Source organism: Alphaproteobacteria bacterium, assembly GCA_040220875.1.
Classification (GTDB): Bacteria; Pseudomonadota; Alphaproteobacteria; order JAVJVX01; family JAVJVX01; genus JAVJVX01.
Window position 1 is genome coordinate 95,491 of the sequence record JAVJVX010000006.1, and the last position, 23,672, is coordinate 119,162.

The window sequence follows — 23,672 nt, forward strand, 5'->3', positions numbered from 1 at the left end:
ACAAGAGCGAGGCAATGAACGAGCACACGACCAGAACCGAAGACAGCGGCTACGGCACGCTGTTCGAAGAGCAGAAATCCCGCCTGCCGGGGGCCGGCACCTGGGTGGCCGAGCTTCGCGCCGAGGCGTTGGACCGGTTCCAATCCAAGGGCCTGCCCACGCCCCGCCTCGAAGCGTGGAAATACACCAATCTGCGCCCGCTGGCGCGGGCCGCCTTTGCGCCGGCGGCCGATTCCGACGCCATCGCGGCCCAGGCCGAAGGCCTCGTGCCGGCAGTCGCGAACGCGCTGAAGATGGTCTTCGTCAACGGCCATTTCCGGCCTGATCTTTCGGAAAAGATCGATATCCGCGGCCTTCGCGTGTCGTCACTGGCCGATCTGCTGGCCATGGGCGATCATGCGCTCAAGGCCGCGCTGGCGGTGGGCGAGGACACGGCCGCGCTGACGGCCCTCAATACGGCCTTCATGAGCGATGGCGCGGTGATCGAGCTGGACCCCGAAACCGTGCTGGACCGGCCGCTGCATCTTGTCTTCGTGGGCGACGGACCGGCCAGGGAAGCGACGGCCCTGCATACCCGGAACCTTCTGAGGCTGGCGGACGGGGCCGGCGCGACGGTGATCGAATCCTATATCGGGGCCCCGGGCGAGACGACCTACTGGACCAACAGCGTCACCCGGATAGACCTGGGCAAGGGTGCGCGGCTCGAGCATCTCAAGCTGCAACGCGAAAGCGATGCCGCATTCCATGTCGCGCGGACCGAGGCGACACTCGGCGAGAAATCCGCCTACCGGAATTTCGCCCTTTCGACGGGGGGCGAGATCGCGCGAAACGAAATTCACGTTCGCCTCGAGGGCGAGGCGACGCGGCTCGATCTCAACGGCGCCTATCTGGGCCGGGGCCGCCAGCATCTCGATAACACGACCGTCATCGATCACCTGAAGCCGGCCGGCTATACGAACGAGGTCTACAAGGGTGTGCTGGATGACGAGAGCACGGGCGTATTCCAGGGGCGCATCATGGTTCATCCGGACGCGCAGAAGACAGAAGCGCACCAGTTAAATCGCAACATCCTGATTTCCGACAAGTCCCACGTGGATACCAAGCCGGAGCTGCTGATCTTTGCCGACGACGTAAAGTGCAGCCACGGCGCGACGGTGGGGGATCTCGAGACCGATTCGCTCTTCTACCTGCAGTCCCGCGGCATCGAAAAGGAGAAGGCCCGGGCCCTCCTCGTCGCGGGCTTCATCGCCGAACTCGTCGACAGCATCGAGGCCCCGGCCGCGCGCGATCATGCGGCGGATCTCGTTGCCGCATGGCTCGGCACGACAAGGGACGGTGCGGATCAATGACTATTTCCACCTCCCCCGCCCTTGACGAGACCGCCAGCCGGCTGGACGCGGCCGCGGTCCGCGCCGATTTTCCGATTTTCGATGTCGAGGTCTATGACAAGCCGGTGGTGTTTCTTGATTCGGCCGCCAGCGCCCAGAAGCCCCGCGCCGTGATCGACGCCGTCAGCACCTGCTACGAGCGCTATTACGCCAACGTGCATCGCGGCGTTTACAAGTTCAGCCAGGAATCGACCCTGGCCTTCGAGGGTGCGCGGAATACGGTGGCGAAATTCCTTAATGCCGCGAGCGAAAAGGAAATCGTCTTTACCCGCGGCACGACGGAATCCATCAACCTTGTGGCCCACGGATTCGGCCGCAAGCATTTTTCGGCCGGCGACGAGGTTATCCTCACCCATCTGGAGCACCACTCAAACATCGTGCCCTGGCAGTTATTGCGCGATGAAATCGGGATCGAATTGAAAATCGTGCCGATCAACGAGGCGGGCGAAATCGATCTGGAAAGCTTCGGTGAGATGCTGGGGCCCCGGACGAAACTGGTATCCGTCGCCCACGTGTCGAACGCGCTGGGCACCATCCTGCCGGTGCGGCGGATGATCGAGATGGCCCATGCCCGGGACGTGCCGGTGCTGCTGGACGGGGCGCAGGGCGTGCCGCACATGGCCGTCGATGTCCGGGCGCTCGATGCCGATTTCTATGCCTTTTCCGGACACAAGCTGTACGGGCCGTCGGGGATCGGCGTGCTTTACGGCAAATATGATCTCCTCGAGCGGATGCAGCCCTATCAGGGCGGTGGCGACATGATCCAGTCGGTCAGCTTCGAGAGAACCGAGTTTCAGACGCCACCCTACCGGTTCGAGGCGGGGACGCCCCATATCGCGGGCGCGATCGGACTGGCGGCCGCCGTGGATTACGTCTCGGCCCTCGGGCCCGAGCGCATCGCCGCGCACGAGGCCGAGCTTCTGGCCTACGGGACGGAGAAACTCGCCGCCATCGAGGGGGTGCGCCTTTATGGCACGGCCGGCGAGAAGGCCGGCGTCCTGTCCTTTACCATCAACGGCGTCCACCCGCACGATGCCGGCACGATCCTCGACCGGGAGGGCGTGGCCGTCCGCGCCGGGCATCACTGCGCCCAGCCGGTCATGGAGTTCTATGGCGTGCCGGCGACCATCCGCGCCTCTTTCGGCTGCTATAATACGATTGAGGACATTGACCGGCTCGCCGGCGCGATCATGACGGCAAAGGACCTGTTCGGCGCATGATGGATTTACGCGATCTCTACCAGGAGGTCATCCTGGATCACAGCCGCAGCCCGCGCAATTTCGGGGGTTGCGCCCAGTGCGAGAAAAACGCGCGAGGCAACAACCCGCTTTGCGGCGACAAGCTCGAGGTGCACGCTCATCTCAAGGATGGCGTCATTGACGACATCACCTTCGAAGGGTCCGGCTGCGCGATTTCCACCGCCTCGGCCTCGGTGATGACGGAAGCGGTGCGCGGCAAGACGCCAGCGGAGGTTGCCAGGTTGTTCGACAGCTTTCATGAGGCGGTGACGGGGCGCGAAGAGCCAGACCCGGACTCGCTCGAAAAACTCGGCAAGCTGGCAGTCTTTGCCGGAGTGCGCGAATTTCCGATGCGCGTCAAATGCGCGACCCTCGCCTGGCATACGCTGAATGCGGCGCTCAAGGGCGACGTGAAGGAGATTTCGACCGAGTGACTTCGGTCGGGCACAGAGGAAAGAGAGGGCAGTCATGGTATTCGGAATGAGGACCAAATCCTCCCAGCGGCGCCGGAACGCCGATCCCGACGGCACGCAATCGGCCGCGCTGCGCGACGACGAACGCGGGCGGGCTGAAGACCCGTCGACGACGGTACCCGAGCCCGGTCCCGCGAGCGCCCCCACCTCCCTGACCTGGCGCCCGGCGGCGCCGGCCGGGACGAGCGGTCCCGAGGACATCTCGCCCGCGAACCGGACGGAGAGCGCAAGGGCCTCCGCGCCGGCGGACGCGGGCAGTGAGGCTGGTCAGGACACCGGGTCCGCCGGAAGCAGCGATCTTCCGGACCGGATCGTCATGGCGCTGCGCGAGATTTACGATCCGGAAATTCCGGTCAACATCTACGACCTGGGGCTGATCTACGATGTCGATCTCGACGCCGACAACATGGTCCGCATCCGCATGACCCTGACTGCCCCGGGCTGCCCGGTGGCCGGCGAGATGCCGGGCTGGGTGGAAGATGCGGTGCGCAAGGTCGAGGGGGTGCGCGATGTGGCGGTCGAGCTCGTCTGGGACCCGATGTGGAACCCCGAGATGATGTCCGAGGCCGCGCGCCTCGAACTGGGCTTTATGTAGCTTTAGGCAAGAGAAGAAATCATGAGCGTGGAAACCAAGCAGATCCTGACCCTCACCGACCGTGCCCGGGCGCGGGTTCGCCACCTGGTCGAAAAGGCGGACCGGCCGGTCAAGGGGATTCGGGTCAGCGTGACCAACAAGGGCTGTTCGGGCATGGCCTATGACGTCCGGTATGTCGACGACGTCGTGCCCATGGACGAAAAGGTCGAATACGGCGACGTGACCGTCTATGTCGACCCCTATGCGGTGATGTTCATTCTGGGCAGTGAGATGGATTACCAGGAAGACAAGCTGCAATCGGGATTTGTCTTCAACAATCCCAACGAGACGGCCCGCTGCGGCTGCGGCGAATCCTTCAGCGTCTAGCCCTGTCCGGGCCGGCCCCTACCCCTTCCGCCGGATCCCTTCCGCCGGATCCCGGCCGGCCGGCACCGCGGCGCCGGATCGCCGCCCGTACGCGCCCGCCGGACCCCCCTTAACCTATCGTTAACACTACTTGTGGTTGTTATACTTTATTGCCATTCTAGTGGTGTCGGATTTCGTATGTCTGGAATCAAGGCCGTTTCAGGGGCTCCCAACCTTCGGGGCCCGACAGGCCTGCCCTGATAGTAAGAGGAATTATTCTAGTTATACGTGTGAGGTAGCGACACGATGGACGTCCGAACGAATCGGGGCGCCACCCCGGGCACGGGAAGCAAGCCGGGGCAGGATGACGGCGAGGGGACCCTTCGGTCCGGCCGTCTCGCCACGCTGGTGCTGATCCTTTTTCTGGCCGCCGGGGGCCTTTTTCTCGGCATCCTGGCCGACCGGGCGGTCCATTGGGGCGATCTCAACGAAACCGCCATGCGCGGCCTTTTTTCCGGAATCGCCACCGGCGCGGCGCTCCTGATCGTTGCCCTGGCGGCCGCGCGGTATTATGCGCGCACCACGCCCGATCTTCAGATCCTGGGCATCGGCTTCTTCGGCGCCGCCCTCTTTCAGGGGCTCCTCGCCATCCTCATTATCCGCAGCAGCGTCGTGCCCGGATCGATCCGCGACAACCCCGCCCACCTCTTTGCCTTCGATCTTGTCTGGACCTCGGCCCAGGGCCTTATCGCCGTCGCCTTTGTCGCCATGCTTGTGGCGCGCTGGCTGACCTCGCGCCATGCCGCACCACAGACCGGGGAAGACGAAGCCGAAACTCCCCGCCGCTACGAGCGCCTCATCTATGCGAGCGGCGCGGCCATCATCGTGACGGTACTCATGCTCGCGGCCTGGATCTTCGATGCGGCTCTCAGGCAGGGCGACTTCACCGGCCTCGCGGGCGCCCACCTCGCCGTCGGCGCGGTTTTCGTCGCGATCTTCCTCGCCAAGCTGGAGGCGCTTCGGCGCGGGCAAAACACGACCCAGTTCTTCATTTTCGCCGGGCTGACGCTGCTCACCAGCGCCCATGTGCTGATGCTGCTGGGCGGCAGTGGACGCCCCTTTATCAGCCCCGTCCCAGGAGCTGCGGGCCTGATTGGCCGGTTTGGCGGCGAGTTGTCGATCGGCAGCCTCGCCTGTGACGCGGTGGTGGCGCTCGCTTATCTGATGATCGCCCTCGGCCTCGTGCGCCGCACCTACCAGGCGCATTTGAGCACGGAGAGCCGCGCCAGGGGGGCCATGGCGAGAAACGAGAAACTGCGCCGTGACCTCACTTTCCGGCGGGCCATCGAGGCCGAACGCAAGGGGCATATCGAGGCCCAGCGGATCATGGCCCAGCAGCTTTCCGAGGCGAAATCACGGGCGGAAGCCGCCAACCGCGCGAAATCGGAATTTCTCGCGGTCATGAGCCACGAGATCCGCACGCCCATGAATGGCGTCATGGGAATGGCCAGCGTCCTCGAGGACACGAATCTTGACCCCGAGCAGCGTCAGTACGTCCATGCCATCAGGCAATCGGGCGAGGCGCTTCTCACCATCCTCAACGACGTGCTCGATTTTTCCAAGCTCGAAGCGGGCAAGGTGGCGCTCGAATTCGTCGATTACGATCCGCAGGAACTGATGGAAAGCGTGCTCGAACTCATGGGGCCGCAAGCCTTTGCCCGCGGCATCGACCTTGCCGGCTTCGCGGCGGCGAATGTCCCGCGACGGGTACGTGGCGACCCCGCCAGAACGCGCCAGATCCTGCTCAACCTCGTCTCCAATGCGATAAAATTCACGGAACGCGGCGGCGTCGCCGTCAGCCTCAGGCGCGGCAGCGCGGCCGCCGCCGGACAGCCGCTGGTCTTTGGCGTGCACGACACCGGCGTCGGAATCCCGGCGAAGGCCCTGCCAGCCCTCTACCGGCATTTCGAGCAGGCCGATTCCTCCGTCACCCGCCGGTTTGGCGGCACCGGCCTGGGGCTCGCAATCTGCAAACACCTGTCGCAACTGATGTCCGGCCGGATCCGGTGCCGCAGTCGCGAGGGACAGGGCACGCGGTTTGAAATCACCCTGCCCTTCGAGACCACCCGCAACGCGCCAGACACTCTGGCGGCGCGACCGCTGTCCGGCCATCGCGTTCTGATTATCGACCCGGGCCTGGTTACCGGCCACGTGATGAGCCGGCAACTGGCAGACTGGGGCGCCAATGTCGTGCGCACCTCCTCTGCGGCCGAGGCCGTCAATCTCCTGCCCGGTCTGGCGGAACGCGAGGAACGGCTCGATGTCGTCGTGCTTGGCGGCGGGCTCGGCAATGACGATCTCAAGCCGCTCATGTGGCTCTTCGCCGACGAGGCGCTTTACGGGCAAACGAAGCTGGTCGCGCTCGATGGCGCCATCGCCGGCGAACAGGCCCGGAAACCGGAATCCCTGCGGGGCGCGACCATCGCCGGCACCATGCCCAGGCCGCTCGTCCCCTCGCGCATGCGCCGCCTGATGGCCGATATTCTCTCACTCGAGGAAAGCCCCGTCGGCACGGCCGAGGATGGCGCGGAACAGCCGATTGTCACCCGCGGACTGCGCATCCTTCTGGCCGAGGACAACCGGGTCAACCAGATGGTCGCCAACGCGATGCTGCTGCGCGACGGGCACCGGACCGACATCGCCAATAACGGGATCGAGGCGGTAAATGCCGTACGCAATTTTACCTATGACGTGATTCTCATGGACATCCAGATGCCGGAGATGGGCGGCATCGAAGCCACGCGAGGCATTCGCAAGCTCCAGGACGAGTCCGGTCACATACCGATCATCGCGCTGACGGCGCACGCACTTTCGGGCATGCGCGAGGAGTTTCTCGAAGCGGGGATGGATGATTTCATCGCCAAGCCGATCGATAACGACGAGCTTCGCGACGCCCTGACCCGGGCCGTGGCGCGTTTCGGCCGGCGCGTGGCCGGCGGCGAGGCAGCGCGCGAGGCGGACGCCGGCAATCACCGGCCGGCCGAACGGCCCGGTCCAGACGCTGGCGAGAACCCGGACGCGGCCGAGGCGGTGGCCGATTTCCTGAGGAAAATCGACCGGATCACGGGCACGGACGGCTAGGCCGGTGCCAGCCTGAAACGCTGTCTGGAGCCCTGCGCCAACCTTGCCTATGCTTGCCCCATGATGTGGGCGCCCGCCCCGCACGCGGGCCGGCGCCAGGGAGGTCGGCATGACGGACAGTCTCGGGTCTAACAGGCAAGCAAATCTCGAATGGCCGGATGGGACGGCGCCGAGCCGCCGGCGGGTCCTCGGCGCGATCGCGGCCCTGCCCGTGCTCGCCGCCGTCGGAATGGGCGGCGCCTCCATGGCGCGGGCCCAATCCGGCGCCGCGCCCGGCCGAGGGGCAGCGGCAGGATTCCCCGTGCCCGATCCGGCCCGGGGCTTCGTCCTGCAACCGGGTGCGGCCCTCGTCCTGCGCGACGGCCGGCACGACGTGATGCGCGCACCCGCCATCCTCGTGCGCGGCGGCGTGATCGAGGAGATCCGGACAACCGCCTTTCCCGGAGAATTTCCCCATCTTCGCCTTCCCGGGCAGTTCGTGCTGCCGGGCTTCATCAGCGCCCATACCCACACCTGCAGCGCGACACCGACCCGCGGACTGATCGAAGGGGGACGCCCTTACGGCCGGCCGCTCGAACTGGTGGAAACGCTCAGCGATACCGAGCTCGATGACCTGACCGCCTTCAACCTGATGGAGTTGCTTAAGAGCGGTTGCACCACGCAGGTCGAGATGAGCCTCTCCCAGCGCCAAATGGATTCCTATGTGCGCGTGGCCGCCCGCTGGGGCGTCCGGGGCTATCCGTCGGCCATGGTGCCGGGGATCGACCGGCTGTTCCCGATCTGGTTCCGGGCCGATGACAAGGTTCTGATGGACTCCGCATCGGGCACACTGGCCGAGATAGAGCGCAATCTCGCACAAGCACGCAAGGTGAAGGCCGATAACGATAATCGCCTGCGCCCCATGATGGCCCCGCATGCGCCCGACACCCACACGCCGGAAACGATGCGGGCCTTGGACAGGGCGGCGCGCGAGCTTGGCAATGGCCTGCACATCCATCTCTCGCAGGTGCCGGTCGAGACCGCATCGGTCCGCCGCCTCTGGGGCATGACGCCCCTGCGCTGGCTCGAGTCGCTGGGACTCCTCACCCAGCCGGTCTTTGCCGCGCATCTTAACGAGTTCGACTGGCAGGCCGATGGCGCGCTGCTCGCCGACCGGCCCGTCATCTACGCCCACTGCCCGTCGGCCGAGGGCGCCGGCGGCGGCACCCAACCCTATCCGGAAGCACTGGCGGCCGGCGTCAAGGCGGCGATCGGCATCGACACCCATTCGAACGACTTTGTGGAAAACCTCAAGCTGGCGGTTCTCTATGGCCGCCAGAGGGCGCGCCTGCTGGGCGAGGCGGATGGGACCCCCCGCCGCCTGCCCGCCGTGATGGACGGCATCGACAGCGCCACGCTGGTGCCGGCGGCGGGGCTCGGCCGCGACGATATCGGGCGAATCGAGCCTGGCGCCCGAGCCGATCTGGTTTCCATCGATGTCGCGGCCCCGCTGGTCGGATCAGGCGCCTTCCCGCCCGAGCCGGTCAACAACCTGCTTTACGCCAATGGCCGGTTCGTCCGACATGTCATGACCGACGGACAGTTCCAGGTGTTCGACGGCACGCTCGAGAGCGCGGACGAGAACGCCGTCAGGCGGAAGGGCGCGCAGGTAGCCCGCAAGATCTGGGGCTTGCTGCGGGACGAGGACTGGTTCACGCCGACGGCCGGCGGGTGAATTGTCGCGACACCCCGGGTGACCGGACCGGGCCGCCATTTCAACCATGATCGAAACAGCGCTGACCACCCGCTTCGCCCCCAGCCCGACGGGCGAGCTGCACCTCGGCCACGCCTTTGCCGCGCTGGTGGCGCGCGACGCTGCCCGGGCGTCGGGCGGGCGCTACCTGGTGCGGATCGAGGATATCGACCGGGCGCGCTGTCGCGAGGAATTCGTCACGCGCATTCTAGACGATCTGGAGTGGCTGGGCCTGTCTCCCGACGCGCCGGCCACACGACAGGAAGATTATCTGGCCGCGCATGGCGACGCGCTGCGCCGCCTCGACGCCATGGGGCTCGTCTACCCGTGTTTCTGCACCCGCGCCGAAATTCGCGCCGCCGCCTCGGCGCCGCAGGAGGACGGGGCCGGCGTGGCCGGGGGGCCCGATGGCCCGATCTACCCCGGCACCTGCCGCAGGCTGGGGGCGGATGAGCGCCGGGACCGGATCGCGTCCGGGCAGGCCTACGCGCTGCGCCTGGATATGGCCAGGGCGATAGCCCAGGCGGCAACCCGGGCCGGTCCGCTTTTCTGGCGGGACCGGAACCATGGCACGTTCCCCGCGCAGCCGGAAATCTTCGGCGACGTGGTGCTGGCGCGCAAAGAGATCGCCACCGGCTATCATCTCGCCGTCACGCTTGACGATGCGCGTCAGGGCATCACCCTCGTGACGCGCGGCGCCGACCTGATGCCCTCTACCCACGTGCACCGGCTGCTGCAGGCCCTGCTCGACCTGCCGGTGCCGCTTTACGCCCATCACCCGCTTCTGGCGGGACCGGACGGCAAGCGGCTCGCCAAGCGTCACGATGCGCTGAGCCTTCGTCATTTGCGGGAGGCCGGGTATTCACCGGCCGAGGTGGCGGCCATGGCGGCCGCGGCGCCACGTTTGCCGGAGCCGGCGGCCCCCGCCGGCAGCGGAATCTGGAGCGGGTGAAGGGAATCGAACCCTCGTCTAAAGCTTGGGAAGCTTTCGTTCTACCATTGAACTACACCCGCCCGGACCGCGATCGACCGGGCTGCGCCCGCCGGGCCGGAAGCGCCGGCGCGCGGTGCTAGCGGTTCAGGACGTCGTCGCGCGTACCGCCGACGATGGTCATGACCTGCCCGCTCAGCTCCGCCGGCACGTTAAGCTCGTCCAGGGTTGCTTGCAAGTGGCCGGCGACGGCATCGAAATGACTGTCGTTCAACCCCTGATCCACGAGCCGCTTGTGGGCGTTGCGCATGTCCTGGCCGGTATAGTTGTTGGGCCCGCCGAAGGCCATTGTCATGAAGGCGTTCATCTTGCGCCGCTGGTTGTTCATGTCGACACCGGCAAAATACGGCGCGATGCTCGAATCGCCCAGCACCTTGCCATAAAAGATTTCCACTGCCGCGCCGACGGCTGCGGCGCCCCCGATCTGCTCGTAAAGACTGCTTTCCGACATTCCTGTCTCCTCGATGGTGTTCTGGTCCTTTGTCTCCGGGCGACTATAGTCACCAAAATGCTCTTGGCCAGTTAATCGTGGGCGCCCCGGCTCACAGGGAATTGTCGTGACCCGCGACCGCACGCACCTATAGTGGCCGGACGGAGAGACGAGATGGATACTACCTATTCCGCCGACGGGCTGGCCCCGCATACGGGAGCAGGCAGCAAGTTCAGCGACCCCGTGCGCACATGCGCCGGGGCCGAGCGGGCCAGCGTGCCGCTCGCCCGGCTGGAAACACTCTGGGTCAATACGGGCACGCTCTGCAACCTGGCCTGCGCCGGGTGCTATATCGAATCGAGTCCGAAAAACGACCGGCTCGCCTATATCACGGCCGCCGAAGCAACCAAATTTTTCGACGAGATCGCGCGCGACGGGCTCGGCACGCGCGAAATCGGGTTTACCGGCGGAGAGCCTTTCCTCAATCCCGACATCATAGAGATGAGCCGCGACGCGCTGACGCGCGGTTTCGAGGTTCTCATCCTGACCAATGCAATGACGCCGCTCTGGCTGAAGCGGACGGCATTGCGCGAATTGCGCGAGGCTGGAGGCCACCGGCTCCGACTGCGTGTCTCGCTCGATCATTATGCCCGGGAGCCGCACGAGGAACTGCGGGGCGAGGGAAGCTGGGCGCCTGCGCTGCGCGGACTGAAATGGCTCGACGAGAACGGCTTTCGTCCGACGATCGCGGGGCGGACCTGCTGGGCGGAGGACATCGGCACCCTGCGCGCGGGTTTCCAACGCCTGTTCGCGGCTGAAGGGATCGGCATTGATGCGCAGGCACCCGATCAGGTGGTCCTGTTTCCCGAAATGAACCCGACCGACGAGGTGCCGGAGATCAGCCAGGCCTGCTGGGGCGTTCTCGGGGTCGACCCCCGGGACATCATGTGCGCCAGTTCGCGGATGGTGGTCAAACGCCGGGACGCGGATCGCCCGACCGTCGTTTCCTGCACCCTCCTGCCTTACGAGCCCGAGTTCGAGCTGGGCGAGACCCTGCGCGCGGCCGCGGCCCCGATCCGGCTCAATCACCCGCATTGCGCGCGGTTCTGCGTGCTCGGCGGCGCGTCCTGCAGCTGACCGGATTTTCCTTCCTGTTTTCAACCCTTTGGCGCAAGAAGGGTGGGGCGGAGCGGGCGCTTGACTTGGCCCCGGCCAGTCCTTAACTGTCCCGGCGCCCCAACCAATGAAAAGACCCGACGTATGAGCAAGCCCGAAAACCCGATCGAGGACGCCCGGCTGGCGACCCGCCTGGTGCGGGGCGGCACGCTGCGCAGCCCGTTCATGGAGACGAGCGAATCGATCTTCATGACATCGGGATATGTCTATGACAGCGCGGAAGAAGCGGAGAGCGCGTTCGAGACGGATGGCCAACGCTATGTCTATTCACGCTTCGCCAACCCGACCGTGGCAATGTTCGAGGAAAGGCTCCGCCTGATAGAGGGGGCGGAAGCCTGCCGCGCCACCGGCACCGGCATGGCCGCCGTCTTCGCCGCGCTGATGTGTCAGCTCAAGGCGGGCGACCACGTCGTCGCCGCCCGGGCGCTTTTCGGATCGTGCCGGTACATCGTCAGCGATTTGCTGCCGCGGTACGGCATCGACGTCACAATTATCGACGGGACCGACGCAGCCGCCTGGGAAGCGGCGCTCTCGCGGCCCACTGCCGCCGTCTTCATGGAGACACCGAGCAATCCCACGCTCGAGATCATTGACCTGCCGGCAGTGGCGGAGATGGCCCACGAGGCAGGTGCCCAGGTGATCGTCGACAATGTTTTCGCGACCCCCCTCCTGCAACGCCCGCTGGAGCTGGGGGCTGATATCGTCGTCTATTCGGCGACGAAGCACATCGACGGCCAGGGGCGCTCCCTGGGCGGTGCCATTCTGGGCCGGGCGGATTTCTGCACCGATATTCTCAAGCCCTTCATGCGTCATACCGGGCCCAGCCTCAGCCCGTTCAACGCCTGGGTGCTGCTCAAGGGTCTGGAGACACTGGAGCTTCGCGTCACGCGGCATGTCGAGAACGCGGAGAAGATCGCGCGACACCTGGCGGGTCGCTCGGATGTCTCCCGGGTCCTCTTTCCCTCTCTCGAAAGCCACCCCCAGTACGACCTGGCCCGGCGCCAGATGTCCGGCGGCGGCAGTGTGGTGTCATTCGAGATTCCGGGGGGCAAGGCACGCGCCTTCGCCTTCCTGAACCGGCTCCGGATCATCGATATCTCCAATAATCTGGGCGACGCCAAAAGCCTCATCACCCATCCGGCGACCACCACGCATCAGCGGATTCCCGAGCCGGAGCGACTCGCACTGGGCATCACCCCGGACCTCGTCCGGCTTTCCGTCGGGCTCGAGGATGTGGCCGATCTCCTGGCCGATCTCGACCAGGCGCTGGCGGGGATCTGAAAAACCCCTGCATTCAGAAGGGCATAAGGCTATGGCACCAGCGGCCGCGACTGCTAGGATGCGCCGGGTCCGGGCCCCTCGGCCGGGATCGCCAGCCAGGGAACCAGTCAGGAGATCGAAGATAAAATGACCGGCCGGTACCAGAAAACCACCGATCATGTCCGGGTCAGCGTCGAGAGCGACTATCTCGACGAACAATCGACGCCCGAGGACGGCCATTACGTCTGGGCCTATCATATCACCATCGATAATCTGGGCGAGGAGCCGGTCCGGCTCCTCAACCGGTATTGGCACATCACGGATGCGCTGGGCCGCATACACGAGGTACGGGGTGCGGGCGTGGTTGGCGAGCAGCCGGTGCTGGCGCCGGGCGAAAGCTACGAATACACCAGCGGCACGCCGCTCGGAACGTCATCCGGTATCATGCGGGGGTCGTATGAAATGGAAACGGGACACGGAAAGCGGCTCGAGGTGGAGATCCCCGCATTTTCCCTCGACATGCCGCAGACCAATCCGCGGCTCAACTAGCGCCCCTCGCGGCGGGGAGTGAAGCATGCGCGCAAGGAAAGGCAGTCCAGTGAGTGAAACCGGCCTCTCCAAGCTGAAGCAATGGGCAGACAACCTGCCGCCCGCCGATGAAAGACCCTCCAGGACCGACGCCGAGGACGCGATTCGCGTTCTCCTGAAATGGGCCGGCGACGATCCGGGCCGCGAGGGCCTCCTGGATACGCCGGGCCGCGTCGCCCGCGCCTTCGAGGAATGGTTCTCGGGCTACCGGCAGGACCCGGTCGAAGTACTGGCGACCACCTTCGAGGAGGTCGATGGCTATGATGAAATCGTGCTGCTTCGAAATATCGGGTTCGAGTCCCATTGCGAGCATCACCTCGCTCCCATCATCGGTGTCGCCCATGTCGGGTATCTGCCCGATCACCGCGTTGTGGGAATTAGCAAGCTCGCGCGTGTCGTGGATCTTTACGCCCGCCGACTGCAGATCCAGGAAAAAATGACGGCCCAGATTGCGACCGCCATCGAGGCCGTCCTTGAACCCCGGGGCGTGGCCGTCGTCATCGAGGCCGAGCATCAATGCATGACGACCCGCGGCGTTCACAAACGTGGCGTGACCATGGTCACCAGCCGGATGCTGGGCGTCTTTCGCGATCAGGGCGAGACGCGCCGCGAGTTTCTTTCTATGATCGGAAACCCGCAGACGACCGGATTTTAGATATGGCGTCGCTGCGCGGGGACGGGCCCCGGCCCGGCGGGAAGAAGCGCAATGACCTGGCAGACTCCGCGTGATTAGTTACCAGTCGGTTTTTTTCATCCTGGGCATTCTCCTGACCACGCTGGGGATGATGATGTGCATCCCCATGGTGGTCGACCTGTTTCTGCAGTCGCCCGACTGGCTCGTCTTCATGGCCTCGGCCGGGGTCTCCATATTCGTGGGCGTGGCACTCATCCTGACCATGCGCAGCGAGCGGATCACCTTCCGTGCCCGCGAGGCCTTCATCCTAACCACGGCGAGCTGGCTGCTGATCGCGTTATTCGGCGCGCTGCCGTTCATGTTCTCGGAACTCCGGATGTCCGTCGCGGACGCCTTCTTCGAATCCATGAGTGGCATCACGACCACCGGCGCCACGGTCATCACAACCCTCACCAACGCGCCTCCGGGCATTCTCATCTGGCGCGCCCTCCTTCAGTGGCTGGGCGGAATCGGGTTCATCGTGATGGCCATCGCGGTTCTGCCCCTCTTGCGCGTGGGCGGCATGCAGCTGTTCCAGACCGAATCCTCTGACCAGTCGGAAAAGATCATGCCTCGCGCGACGCAGATCGCAGGCGGAACAGTCGCGCTCTATGTTGGCTTTTCGTGTATCTGCGCCCTTTTATATTGGGCTGCAGGTATGTCGGGATTCGACGCCATAGCCCATGCCATGACGACAATTGCCACGGGCGGATTTTCCACGTCAGATGAATCCATTCGATTTTTCGATAACACCGCAATTGATGTGGTGGCCATCACCTTCATGCTGATCGGCAGCCTCCCCTTCGCATTGTATCTGCAGGCAATTCGCGGCCGACCGCTCATTCTCTGGCACGACAGTCAAGTGCGATGGTTTCTCACATTCCTGGTTGCAACCATCACGATTATAACAGCCTGGCTTTATCTTACCGGCCAGTACGGTTTTTCGAATTCCGTGCGCTACAGCGCTTTTAACGTGATCTCGATTGTGACTACCACAGGGTATGCGAGTGCGAACTACGACACGTGGGGCGCCTTCGCCGTGGGCGCATTTTTCTTCCTGATGGTGGTCGGCGGCTGCTCCGGCTCCACAACCTGCGGAATAAAGATTTTCCGCTTCCAGGTCATTTACGAGACGGCGCGCGTCCAGATCAGTCGCCTGCTGTCGCCCCACGGGGTCTTCGTGCCGCGCTTCAATGGCAAGGCGTTGCCCGAGGGCGTGTCCGAATCGGTGATGAGCTTTTTCTTTGTTTTCGCGCTGAGTTTCAGCGTTCTCGCACTGGGGCTGGGCTTCGTCGGGCTCGATTTCGTCACCGCCATGTCCGCCGCCGCCAGCGCCATCGCCTGCGTAGGCCCGGGGCTGGGCCACATCGTGGGGCCGGCCGGCACGTTCGCGCCGCTTCCCGATGCGGCGAAATACATGCTCGCCGCCGGCATGCTGCTTGGCCGGCTCGAGCTGTTTACCGTCCTCGTCCTGTTTGCGCCGGCCTTCTGGCGCAAGTGACGCTAGAGAGTGTAGGGCGAGAGATAGGTGGCGATATTCTGTTCCAGCGCCACATTCAGATCGCGCATCAGGCTGTCGACCAGTTCGAACCAGACGGCTTCGCGCTCATTGAGCGTCGCATCCTCCGCCACCGTGCGTGAATGGGTCGCCTTGGCCGTCACCTGCGCCGCCGGCACGCCCCCGCCATCGTAAATCTCGATGCGCACCGCAAGCTCCGCGTCATACCGCTCTCCCTGCTCGGTGGTGAAGAGCCCCCGGAGGCCCTGATTGGTCTCAAGCGGCACCTCGATGACCGCTGCCGTGACGATCACGAATCTGGCTGTGGCCGTCGTCCGCCCTGCCCCCGCGGCCGCCTGGAGCCGGTCCCTCGCCCAGCGCCGGGCCGCCTGCTGAGGCGGTTCCGCCATCAGATGTTCGACATGAGGCGAACGGAGCGTCGGAGTGTAGGTGCTGGTGACTTCGATCCGGGCAACGTCGAGGCGGATCGGATCGAGGTGGCCGTAGGTGAGTTCGGGAAAGGATGGCTGGGGTGGCGACGTCTTCGTGCAGCCGGCCAGCGCCGACAGCAACAGCGTCGAGAGCACCAGCGTGGCAAGCCGGGATCGGAATGGGGGGCACGGCATGGGCTGCGAACTCCCGACAATGGGCATCTTCTGGCGTTTACGCTTCACCGTCATCACCGGCGCTTCGCCGCCAGGCAGCGATGCGCCCGTCCAGCTCGTCGACCGGGAACATATAGACGGTACTACAGAACTGGCAGGTCACGTCGATGACACCGTCGCGCTCGAGCGTCGCCTTTTCCTCCTCGGAAAAACTGGCGAGCAGGGCCAGGACACGATCCTCGCTGCACCGACACTTGTCGCGCAACCGCTTTTCCGGGAAAACACGAACGCCGAGCTCGTGAAACAGGCGGTACAGGAGATCGCCGGTCGCGAGGTCTGGATCGAGAAGTTCGTCGTCGGTGGCACTCGACAATAGCACTTCGGCCGTATGCCAGACCTCCGCCAGACTGTCCTCGGCAAACGCCCCTGCCGCTTCTTCCAGCGGCATCCGCTGCAGCGCCAGCGCCGCGGCCCGCCAGCTGCCGTCCGCCCCCTGTCCCGCGACCAGGCGCAGGCTGGTGGCGACCTGTTCCGACTGGGTGAAATAATTGCGCGCGCAATCCGCCAAATTGGCCCCGCAGAGATCGACGATCCCCTGATAGCGCTCCGTGTCCGGTCCCTGATCGACGGTGAAGGCGAGGTACCCGCCCCCCAGGAGCCGGGGCACCGGCGCCGCGGCGAGACCGCCGGCCGCCTCGGCGGCGGCGAATTTTTCCGCATCGAAATCGGCATAGGCGCGCAGGTTGCCGTCGCTGGTGACGTCCGCGACAAGCAGGCCTACCGGCCCGTCACCGCGGGTCTGCAACGAAAAGACGCCCTCATATTTCAGCCCCCCGGCAAGCACGGCCGCGAGCGCGAGCGCTTCCGACAAAAGGGCGGAAACCGGGACCGGGTAATCATGCCGGGCGAGGATCGTGCCGAGTGCGGGGCCAAGCCGCACGATGCGCCCCAGAATACCGGCCTCACCCAGGACGAAGGATTCGATGAAGTCGCTATCAGGCGCAAGGGTCGCGCGGGCTGGAGAACCGGGCCGGTTGGGCATATCCCGATGTTACCCCCTGGCAACCGCCCGAAAAAGGGTGGGGTCGCGCATTGGCGGTGTGGCGGACGTAATCGTCCCTAGGCGTAGCACCAGGCGAGGATCGCTTTCTGGGCGTGAAGGCGGTTTTCCGCCTCGTCCCAGACAGCCGAGCGCGGCCCGTCGAGGACGCTGGCGGCCACCTCCTCATCGCGATGCGCGGGCAGGCAGTGCATGAAAATGGCGTCCTCGGCCGCCACCGCCATGATGTCCTCCGTCACCCGAAAGGGCGTCAGGGCCGGATCGGGCGCGCCATCCTGTTCAGCCGCGTCGCCCATCGAGACCCAGGTATCGGTGATCACCGCCCGCGCATCCTGAACGGCCGCGAGCGGATCGGTGGTGAAGATCAGCCGGCCGTTATGCTGCCGGGCGAGCGCCTCGCTGGCCCGGACGAGATCGGCCGCCGGGCGGCGGCTCTCGGGGATGGCGAGGCGAAGTTCCGAACCCAGCAGGGCGGCCGCCTGCATCCAGCTCACGGCGACATTGTTGCCATCCCCCAGCCAGGCGATCGGCTGGCCGGTGACGGGGCCGAACCGTTCTTCGAAGGTCAGCAGGTCGGCCACGATCTGGCACGGATGGGACCGGTCTGTCAGGCCGTTGATCACGGGCACGCTCGCGTGCCGGGCGAGCTCCTCGAGCTTGGCCGGATCGTCCGTGCGGATGAGGATGCCATCGACATAGCGCGACAGAACACGCGCTGTATCGGCAATGGTCTCGCCCCGCTTGATCTGCGTCTGCTCGCCATCCAGCACGATGGCATGCCCGCCAAGCTGGAAAGCAGCCACCTCGAATGAAACACGGGTGCGGGTCGAGGGCTTCTCGAAAATCATGGCGAGGGTCTTGCCGGCCATCACGCCGGAACCCCCGTCGCCGGCCTTGAAGCGGGCGGCGCGATCGAGAATCTGACGCAACTCACCCGGAGTCAGATCGGCCAGATCGAGAAAATGACGGGGCGGGCTCATCGGATTTGACGTCTTTCGCTTATTATCTGTCTGTCGGGCACACGCGGCCCGTCAGCCTTTGGCTTCATGAGCCCGGCAGGCCTGCTCGAGCATGTCCATCGCTTCGTCGATATGGGCTTCGGTCACGATCAGAGGCGGTGCGAAGCGTACGACATCGGCTCCCGCTGCGGCGGTCAAAAGTCCCTCTGCGCGAATCTCATCCACCATCTCCCGGTTGGACGGCAGACAGACCAGGCCCTGCAACATGCCCAGCCCGCGCCTGGCTTTGAAAATCCCCGGAAACCTGCCGGGAAAGGCCTCGAGCCGGTCCGCCAGATAGGCGGCCGTGTGCCGCACCCCATCCAGGAAGCCGGCTTCGGTCATCACCTCGAGAACCGCCTCGGCGGCCGCCATGGCAAGCGGATTGCCGCCAAAGGTCGAGCCATGGCTGCCCGGTGTCATCGCCGCCGCCGCCCTGTCCGTCGCCAGCACCGCGCCCACGGGAAATCCGCCGCCCAGCCCCTTGGCGAGAGTCATTACATCCGGCGCCACATCGAACCATTCGTAGGCGAAAAGCCGGCCCGTCCGGCCCATGCCGGTCTGGACTTCGTCGAAGATCAGCAGCAGGCCGAATTCGTCACATATCGCCCGCAGGCCCTGAAGATATTCTTTCCGCGCGACATTGATTCCGCCCTCGCCCTGGACCGGCTCGACCATGATCGCGGCCGTCTCCGGGGTGACGGCGGCGCGGGCCTCGTTGAGATTGCCGAAGGCGACGTGATCGAACCCCTCTACCGGCGGGCCGAATCCTTCCAGTGTCTTGGCCTGGCCGCCAGCCGCCATGGTGGCGAGCGTCCGGCCGTGAAAGGCGAGTTCGGCCCCGATGATGCGGTAGCGCTCCGGCGCACCGTTGAAGCTCTGATACTTCCGGGCAAGCTTGATCGCGCCCTCACAGGCCTCGGCCCCGGAATTGCAGAAAAACACCCGGTCAGCAAAGCTGTGCGCCACGAGCTGGCTTGCGACCCGATCCTGGCCCGGAATCCGGAAGATGTTCGAGCAATGCCAGAGCTTGGCGGCCTGAGCCTGGAGGGCCGCGACCAGCCGTGGATGGCTGTGGCCGAGAGAGTTCACGGCAATCCCGCTGGCGAAGTCCAGGAAGCGGCGGCCATCCTCGGTGAAGAGATAGGGCCCCTCGCCCCGCTCGAAAGCGAGGTCGCATCTCCTGTAAACATCCATCAGGGCGGTCGTCACGTCGTGCTCCATCAAGGGGCGGAAGCCGGCCGATCTTCGGCCGGCCCGGCTGAAAGCCGCGGAGTATCTGGCCCGGCCCGGCTTCTGTCAACGGAGACCGACGTGCCGGCGAGGACGATTTCGCCCGGCGACCGGCCTCAAGCCTTCAGGCGATAGCCGGTCCGGAACATCTGGTAGGCTGCCAGGATCAACAGGGCATTCACCGCCAGCATGAGCACGACGCCGATCCAGACCGGCGCGTCGGACACGCCGATAAACCCGTAGCGGAACCCGTCGATCAGGTAAAAGACCGGGTTGAGCAGGGCCAGTGTGTGCCAATAGCCCGTGAGCCGGTCCACCGAATAGAACGAGCCCGAGATCAGGGTCAGGGGGGTGATGATGAAATGGTTGGTCGCCGCCATATGGTCGAACTTCTGCGCCCAGATGCCCACGATGATTCCGACCAGCGACAGGGTGGTCGCGGCCGCGATCGCGTGAAAGATCACGAAGCCGGGATGCAGGATCCGCACATCCACGAAGATTGCCATCGCGAGCCCCGCCAGAATGGCCACCGCCACGCCCCGCGCCGCGCCCCCCAGCGCATAGGCGAAAGTGAGCTCGCCCGGAGAGAGGGGCGGCATCAGCACGTCGACGATGGACCCGTCGACCTTTGCAATCATGATGGAGCTCGACGTATTGCCGAACGCATTTTGCAGCACCACCAGCATGATCAGCCCCGGCACCAGGAATTCCGCATAGGTGACGCCGCCGGGACCCAGACTGCGTCCGATCGCCACGGTGAAAATCACGAGAAAAATCAGGGCCTGCACGCAGGGCGCCAGCAGGGTCTGCGACCACACCTTGAGAAAACGCCTGATTTCCTTGAAAAGAAGGGTCCTGAACCCGAGCCAGTTAACCATGGGCCGGCATCGTTCCTTTACGTCGGGGGGCATGAGGTGGCCGCAGTATAGGCGGCCGACCTGTGACCGCAAGCCGCGCTTTTTCGGCGAATTTGTGCCAGTCTCGCGCCATGGAAAACAGCGAGACGGACCCGCCCCCGGCAACCGCAGCCCCCGAGCGGCGCGCGGCGCGCGGGCCGGGCGATCGGCGCCGGCCACGCAGGCCGACGGCAAAATCGCTGGAGAATGTCGCACTCTACTATCTGGAGTGCTTCGCCAGTTCGCGCGAAAACCTGCGCCGGGTGCTCGATCGGCGCCTCAGAAAGGCCCGGGCCGTTCATCCGGACGAGGATTACGCCGCGCTGGACGAGGCGATCGGCGATATGCTCGACCGGTTCGAGCGATCCGGCCTGCTCGATGACCGGGTTTATGCCGAGCATCTGGCCGAGAGTCTGTTGCGCCGGGGCGAGTCCCGCCGCCGCATCCAGCAGCGGCTGCGCCAAAAGGGCGTCGGTGCCGATGATATCGGGCACGCGCTCGCGCGGCTGAATGACCAGACCGCGCAGCCCGATCTGGTCGCCGCCTGCCGGCTCTTGCGCCGGCGGCGCCTCGGCCCCTACCGGCAGCGCGATCGTGCCGAACGCTTTGAAAAGGATCTGGCCGCCCTGGCGCGGGCCGGATTTTCGCTCGATACCGCGCGCGAGGTCCTCGGACTGGCGTCTCCGGAAGAGGTCGAGGCGCTGGAGCGCGACGCTGCCGAACCCGCCGCTCCCCAATAACCGTTACTCTAGTAACCGTCACCCTCGGGCCCGGGGCCGAAGCCGGGTCGGCTGGACGCCCGACGGGCGGACGGATGGCCAGGACCGGCATCCCCATAGCCATCCCCATTGCCATCCCCATTGCCATTGCCATTGCCATTGCGATTGCCATCCGCGCCCGCCTCCGGCTCGCCATCACCATCGCCCGCCGGGCCGGCGTCGAGCTGGATATGGGCCGGCGGCGCGTTGCCCTGCTGGTCCACACCAAAGTAGATCGTGCGATGGGGAAACGGAATTTCGATTCCAAGTTCATCGAACCGCGCCTTCATGCGCCGGTTGAATTCCCGACCCACGGCCCATTGCTGGATGGGCTCGGTCGTGATGCGCGCCTTGATGATCACCGCATTGTCGCCGAAGGAATCGAGGCCGAGAATTTCGAGCGGTTCCTTGATCAGCGGCCCGTATGTCTCGTCCTTCTGCATCTCGTCACTGATTTCGTGCAGCACACCGGCCACCTGATCGTAATCCTCACGATACGCAACGCCGATATTGAAGAGATAGCGCGAATAGTCCTTTGTCATATTCATCACGCTATCGACGGTACTGAAGGGAATCGTGTGCACATTGCCCGAAAGATCGCGCAAGCGGATCGAACGGACACTCATCGATTCCACAATTCCGGAATGATTGCCGAGCTCCACCACATCGCCGATCGAAATCGTATCCTCGGCCAGGATGAAGCCACCCGTGATGACGTCCTGAACCAGTTTTTGCGCCCCAAAGCTGACCGCAAGTCCCGCGACTCCGGCGCCGGCGATGAGCGGCGTGATATTTACGCCGAACTGGTCGAGCAGCATGAGCGCCACGACGATCACAAGCACGATGAACGCGACGCGCCGGATCATGGGCAGAAGCGTTTGCAGGCGAGCCGCCCGGCGCCCGTTCTCCGCCGCCTCACTGAGGCTGCGCAGCCGGCGTTCCAGCTCGATACAGAAGGCATTCCAGGCGACGATCGCCAGGGTCAGGACCAGAAGGACGGTAAGCGTCTGCCCGATAAAGTTCTGGCCGCCCGCCGAGGCGAGCCAGTCGATCGTGCTGAGGCCCCAGACCTCCAGAATCGCGATGAGGGCGATCAGGTTGATCACGGTTCGGACAGCGCCCTGAAAAACCGGCAGGAAGCGGTTGGTCCGTTCCTCGAGAGTGGGAAAGCGGCTCTTGAGGTCGTTCGAGAATGCAAGCGCACGATTAAGCGCCGTGCGCACTGCCAGACGAATGAGACGCGCCAGCAGCAGGACGAACACGCTCAGAAGCGTGGCGCGGGCAACATAGGCAAAGCCCCCTTCGGTATTTGCCAGCCAGACCGCGAGCACCGCCAGGATGTAGAAAATCGCCGCGATGTGCCAGAAATCCGACAGCCGGCTGGCCACGGCATGAACGCTTGCCGGCAGCCCGCCGGTTTCGGCCTGTTCCTTGCGGAGCCAGTCCGCCACCTGGCCCCGCGACTGAAAGACCACGACGATCAGCAGCGCCGCGATGATGAGGCCCAGAAAATCGGTCAGCGCAGTCTGCGCCGGGACCGCGAGCCCGGCCGCGCCGGCGGCCATGATGGCGGCGTATCCATAGACCGAGATCCGCACGAGCCGCTTGACCCAGACATATTGGTAGACGGCGCTCTGATCCGTCAGGCCGACGAAGCGAAGCCGTGCCGTGCGAGGCGCGTAAAACGCCCGCGCGGCCGCCGAGACGGCCCGCTCGATCAGGCTTGCGTTGATGAAGACCAGGGCCACGAGACGGGCTTCCGCCTCGAGCGCGACGAGGGCAAGGGCGGCCTGGGCGCCGGCCCAAAACAGCCCGATCGGAATCACATCGAGAACGGTGCGCAAGGCCAGAACGAGGGCGCGGCTTCCCAGACCCGGCACGGGCCAGGCTTCCACGGTGCGTCGGGGGTGGCGCAGCGCCCATCGGGCCAGTTCCTCGGCGGCGAAGCCGGCGGCGAGAATGAGCACGAGGTATCCCAGGGCAAGCCAAAGTCGGCCCTGCACGTCGGGGTTCTGCGCGCTTTCCCAGAGCCGGCCAAGACGGTCGGGAAGCTCGATAAAGAGTCGGGCGGTATCCGCGAGCGAAACGGCGGCGGCCTCGATCCGGGCGGCGGCAGCCCGGGCGGCCCCCTCGAAAATGCCGCTCTCCGGCGCCGCGGCCGCCGGGCCGGCCGCATCCCCTTGTGCGGCCTTTGCGTCCGTCGCCTCGAGGGCTTTCAGGCGATCGAGCAGCTTCTGGCGCTTGGCATCGTCCTCGAGGGTTTCGATGAGGGCCTGAATCCCCGCCTGCTCCCCGCTTCCCGCCGCCGGGGGCGCCGCCATCGACTGCGCCAGCGCGTTGCCCGGGGCAAGGGGGACGGCAAGCAGAAGCACCAGAAGCAACAGGCCGGAGAGAGCGCGCGTGCGCAACCGGCCGACAGGGCCGGGCGGGATCGCCATCTTCCGGTCAGGCTGTCTCATCGCGCCCCGTCTCCTCCCTCTTGTTCCAGCCCCGTCCCCGGCCCCATTGTCGGATCGGCGAGCGGCCGGGAAGTTTGCCCTTCGCTGCAACTCTCTTTAGCATTTTTACCAGCTAAGCGATGAAAGCCGAAGACC

21 protein-coding genes and 1 tRNA gene are annotated in these 23,672 nt (G+C 65.3%); 14 read left to right on the forward strand and 8 right to left on the reverse strand.

Going from position 1 to position 23,672, the window contains the following annotated elements:
* Window positions 1-14 precede the first annotated feature (14 nt).
* From sufD to gluQRS, 8 genes are all read left to right on the forward strand, one after another.
* Window positions 15-1,349: a Fe-S cluster assembly protein SufD gene (gene sufD, locus RLQ26_06480; GenBank protein MEQ9088371.1), complete on the forward strand. Its 1,335-nt coding sequence runs from the start codon at window positions 15-17 to the stop codon at window positions 1,347-1,349.
* Entirely contained in the window at window positions 1,346-2,608 is a 1,263-nt protein-coding gene (locus RLQ26_06485; protein MEQ9088372.1) for a cysteine desulfurase, read from the forward strand. The genes sufD and RLQ26_06485 overlap by 4 nt, the downstream gene beginning before the upstream one ends.
* On the forward strand, window positions 2,605-3,060 hold the full coding sequence (locus tag RLQ26_06490) for an SUF system NifU family Fe-S cluster assembly protein (protein MEQ9088373.1): 456 nt from the start codon (window positions 2,605-2,607) through the stop codon (window positions 3,058-3,060). Before RLQ26_06485 ends, RLQ26_06490 begins: the two co-directional genes overlap by 4 nt.
* A 190-nt stretch (window positions 3,061-3,250) precedes the next feature.
* Window positions 3,251-3,694: an SUF system Fe-S cluster assembly protein gene (locus RLQ26_06495; GenBank protein ID MEQ9088374.1), complete on the forward strand. Its 444-nt coding sequence runs from the start codon at window positions 3,251-3,253 to the stop codon at window positions 3,692-3,694.
* Between the two features lie 21 nt (window positions 3,695-3,715).
* Window positions 3,716-4,060, forward strand: a complete 345-nt coding sequence (locus tag RLQ26_06500; protein MEQ9088375.1) for an iron-sulfur cluster assembly accessory protein — start codon at window positions 3,716-3,718, stop codon at window positions 4,058-4,060.
* Window positions 4,061-4,345: 285 nt separating this feature from the next.
* Window positions 4,346-7,180, forward strand: a complete 2,835-nt coding sequence (locus tag RLQ26_06505; GenBank protein ID MEQ9088376.1) for a response regulator — start codon at window positions 4,346-4,348, stop codon at window positions 7,178-7,180.
* 109 nt (window positions 7,181-7,289) lie between these two features.
* Window positions 7,290-8,894, forward strand: coding sequence for an amidohydrolase family protein (locus tag RLQ26_06510; GenBank protein ID MEQ9088377.1), 1,605 nt, complete (start codon window positions 7,290-7,292; stop codon window positions 8,892-8,894).
* A gap of 46 nt (window positions 8,895-8,940) precedes the next feature.
* Window positions 8,941-9,864 (forward strand): tRNA glutamyl-Q(34) synthetase GluQRS, encoded by a 924-nt coding sequence (gene gluQRS / locus RLQ26_06515; protein ID MEQ9088378.1) that lies wholly within the window; start codon window positions 8,941-8,943, stop codon window positions 9,862-9,864.
* Here the strand turns inward: gluQRS and RLQ26_06520 are convergent.
* Window positions 9,853-9,926 (reverse strand) — tRNA-Gly (locus tag RLQ26_06520). The genes gluQRS and RLQ26_06520 overlap by 12 nt on opposite strands.
* Before the next feature lie 56 nt (window positions 9,927-9,982).
* Window positions 9,983-10,354, reverse strand: a complete 372-nt coding sequence (locus RLQ26_06525) for a group 1 truncated hemoglobin (protein ID MEQ9088379.1) — start codon at window positions 10,352-10,354, stop codon at window positions 9,983-9,985.
* Between the two features lie 153 nt (window positions 10,355-10,507).
* Between RLQ26_06525 and RLQ26_06530 the strand changes: the two genes are divergently transcribed.
* The 5 genes from RLQ26_06530 to RLQ26_06550 all read left to right on the forward strand — a co-directional run bounded on the left by RLQ26_06530 (window position 10,508) and on the right by RLQ26_06550 (window position 15,531).
* Window positions 10,508-11,470, forward strand: a complete 963-nt coding sequence (locus RLQ26_06530) for a radical SAM protein (protein ID MEQ9088380.1) — start codon at window positions 10,508-10,510, stop codon at window positions 11,468-11,470.
* A gap of 123 nt (window positions 11,471-11,593) precedes the next feature.
* On the forward strand, window positions 11,594-12,790 hold the full coding sequence (gene metZ, locus RLQ26_06535) for an O-succinylhomoserine sulfhydrylase (GenBank protein MEQ9088381.1): 1,197 nt from the start codon (window positions 11,594-11,596) through the stop codon (window positions 12,788-12,790).
* 126 nt (window positions 12,791-12,916) lie between these two features.
* Window positions 12,917-13,318, forward strand: a complete 402-nt coding sequence (gene apaG, locus RLQ26_06540) for a Co2+/Mg2+ efflux protein ApaG (protein ID MEQ9088382.1) — start codon at window positions 12,917-12,919, stop codon at window positions 13,316-13,318.
* Window positions 13,319-13,391: 73 nt separating this feature from the next.
* Window positions 13,392-14,012, forward strand: coding sequence for a GTP cyclohydrolase I FolE (folE, locus tag RLQ26_06545; GenBank protein ID MEQ9088383.1), 621 nt, complete (start codon window positions 13,392-13,394; stop codon window positions 14,010-14,012).
* 70 nt (window positions 14,013-14,082) lie between these two features.
* Window positions 14,083-15,531 carry a TrkH family potassium uptake protein gene (locus RLQ26_06550; GenBank protein ID MEQ9088384.1) on the forward strand — a complete coding sequence of 483 codons (1,449 nt, stop codon included), beginning with the start codon at window positions 14,083-14,085 and terminating at the stop codon, window positions 15,529-15,531.
* A 2-nt stretch (window positions 15,532-15,533) separates the two neighbouring features.
* Here the strand turns inward: RLQ26_06550 and RLQ26_06555 are convergent, their stop codons facing one another.
* The 5 genes from RLQ26_06555 to RLQ26_06575 form a co-directional block, all read right to left on the reverse strand.
* Window positions 15,534-16,154: a hypothetical protein gene (locus tag RLQ26_06555; protein MEQ9088385.1), complete on the reverse strand. Its 621-nt coding sequence runs from the start codon at window positions 16,152-16,154 to the stop codon at window positions 15,534-15,536.
* A 37-nt stretch (window positions 16,155-16,191) separates the two neighbouring features.
* The gene (locus RLQ26_06560; protein ID MEQ9088386.1) at window positions 16,192-17,175 is read right to left on the reverse strand and encodes an Hsp33 family molecular chaperone HslO; all 984 of its coding nucleotides are present in this window, start codon (window positions 17,173-17,175) and stop codon (window positions 16,192-16,194) included.
* A gap of 77 nt (window positions 17,176-17,252) precedes the next feature.
* Window positions 17,253-18,173 carry an ornithine carbamoyltransferase gene (gene argF / locus RLQ26_06565; GenBank protein ID MEQ9088387.1) on the reverse strand — a complete coding sequence of 307 codons (921 nt, stop codon included), beginning with the start codon at window positions 18,171-18,173 and terminating at the stop codon, window positions 17,253-17,255.
* Window positions 18,174-18,224: 51 nt separating this feature from the next.
* Entirely contained in the window at window positions 18,225-19,415 is a 1,191-nt protein-coding gene (locus RLQ26_06570; protein ID MEQ9088388.1) for an aspartate aminotransferase family protein, read from the reverse strand.
* A gap of 125 nt (window positions 19,416-19,540) precedes the next feature.
* The gene (locus RLQ26_06575) at window positions 19,541-20,302 is read right to left on the reverse strand and encodes an ABC transporter permease (GenBank protein ID MEQ9088389.1); all 762 of its coding nucleotides are present in this window, start codon (window positions 20,300-20,302) and stop codon (window positions 19,541-19,543) included.
* A gap of 62 nt (window positions 20,303-20,364) precedes the next feature.
* Here RLQ26_06575 and RLQ26_06580 point away from each other — a divergent pair, with 62 nt between their 5' ends.
* Window positions 20,365-21,060: a RecX family transcriptional regulator gene (locus RLQ26_06580; GenBank protein ID MEQ9088390.1), complete on the forward strand. Its 696-nt coding sequence runs from the start codon at window positions 20,365-20,367 to the stop codon at window positions 21,058-21,060.
* A gap of 8 nt (window positions 21,061-21,068) precedes the next feature.
* Here RLQ26_06580 and RLQ26_06585 read toward each other — a convergent pair whose 3' ends face one another.
* Window positions 21,069-23,537, reverse strand: a complete 2,469-nt coding sequence (locus RLQ26_06585; protein MEQ9088391.1) for a mechanosensitive ion channel — start codon at window positions 23,535-23,537, stop codon at window positions 21,069-21,071.
* Between the last annotated feature and the right edge of the window lie 135 nt (window positions 23,538-23,672).

Excerpts from the sequence above, each read along its gene's own strand:
- RLQ26_06510 (MEQ9088377.1), top strand. The coding sequence starts at position 7,290 with ATGACGGACAGTCTCGGGTCTAACAGGCAAGCAAATCTCGAATGGCCG.
- RLQ26_06525 (MEQ9088379.1), bottom strand. The coding sequence starts at position 10,354 with ATGTCGGAAAGCAGTCTTTACGAGCAGATCGGGGGCGCCGCAGCCGTC.
- RLQ26_06505 (MEQ9088376.1), top strand. The coding sequence starts at position 4,346 with ATGGACGTCCGAACGAATCGGGGCGCCACCCCGGGCACGGGAAGCAAG.
- argF (MEQ9088387.1), bottom strand. The coding sequence starts at position 18,173 with ATGAGCCCGCCCCGTCATTTTCTCGATCTGGCCGATCTGACTCCGGGT.
- RLQ26_06585 (MEQ9088391.1), bottom strand. The coding sequence starts at position 23,537 with ATGAGACAGCCTGACCGGAAGATGGCGATCCCGCCCGGCCCTGTCGGC.
- sufD (MEQ9088371.1), top strand. The coding sequence starts at position 15 with ATGAACGAGCACACGACCAGAACCGAAGACAGCGGCTACGGCACGCTG.
- RLQ26_06575 (MEQ9088389.1), bottom strand. The coding sequence starts at position 20,302 with ATGGTTAACTGGCTCGGGTTCAGGACCCTTCTTTTCAAGGAAATCAGG.
- metZ (MEQ9088381.1), top strand. The coding sequence starts at position 11,594 with ATGAGCAAGCCCGAAAACCCGATCGAGGACGCCCGGCTGGCGACCCGC.
- gluQRS (MEQ9088378.1), top strand. The coding sequence starts at position 8,941 with ATGATCGAAACAGCGCTGACCACCCGCTTCGCCCCCAGCCCGACGGGC.
- RLQ26_06485 (MEQ9088372.1), top strand. The coding sequence starts at position 1,346 with ATGACTATTTCCACCTCCCCCGCCCTTGACGAGACCGCCAGCCGGCTG.
- RLQ26_06530 (MEQ9088380.1), top strand. The coding sequence starts at position 10,508 with ATGGATACTACCTATTCCGCCGACGGGCTGGCCCCGCATACGGGAGCA.
- RLQ26_06560 (MEQ9088386.1), bottom strand. The coding sequence starts at position 17,175 with ATGCCCAACCGGCCCGGTTCTCCAGCCCGCGCGACCCTTGCGCCTGAT.
- apaG (MEQ9088382.1), top strand. The coding sequence starts at position 12,917 with ATGACCGGCCGGTACCAGAAAACCACCGATCATGTCCGGGTCAGCGTC.
- RLQ26_06555 (MEQ9088385.1), bottom strand. The coding sequence starts at position 16,154 with ATGCCGTGCCCCCCATTCCGATCCCGGCTTGCCACGCTGGTGCTCTCG.
- RLQ26_06490 (MEQ9088373.1), top strand. The coding sequence starts at position 2,605 with ATGATGGATTTACGCGATCTCTACCAGGAGGTCATCCTGGATCACAGC.
- RLQ26_06500 (MEQ9088375.1), top strand. The coding sequence starts at position 3,716 with ATGAGCGTGGAAACCAAGCAGATCCTGACCCTCACCGACCGTGCCCGG.
- RLQ26_06570 (MEQ9088388.1), bottom strand. The coding sequence starts at position 19,415 with ATGGAGCACGACGTGACGACCGCCCTGATGGATGTTTACAGGAGATGC.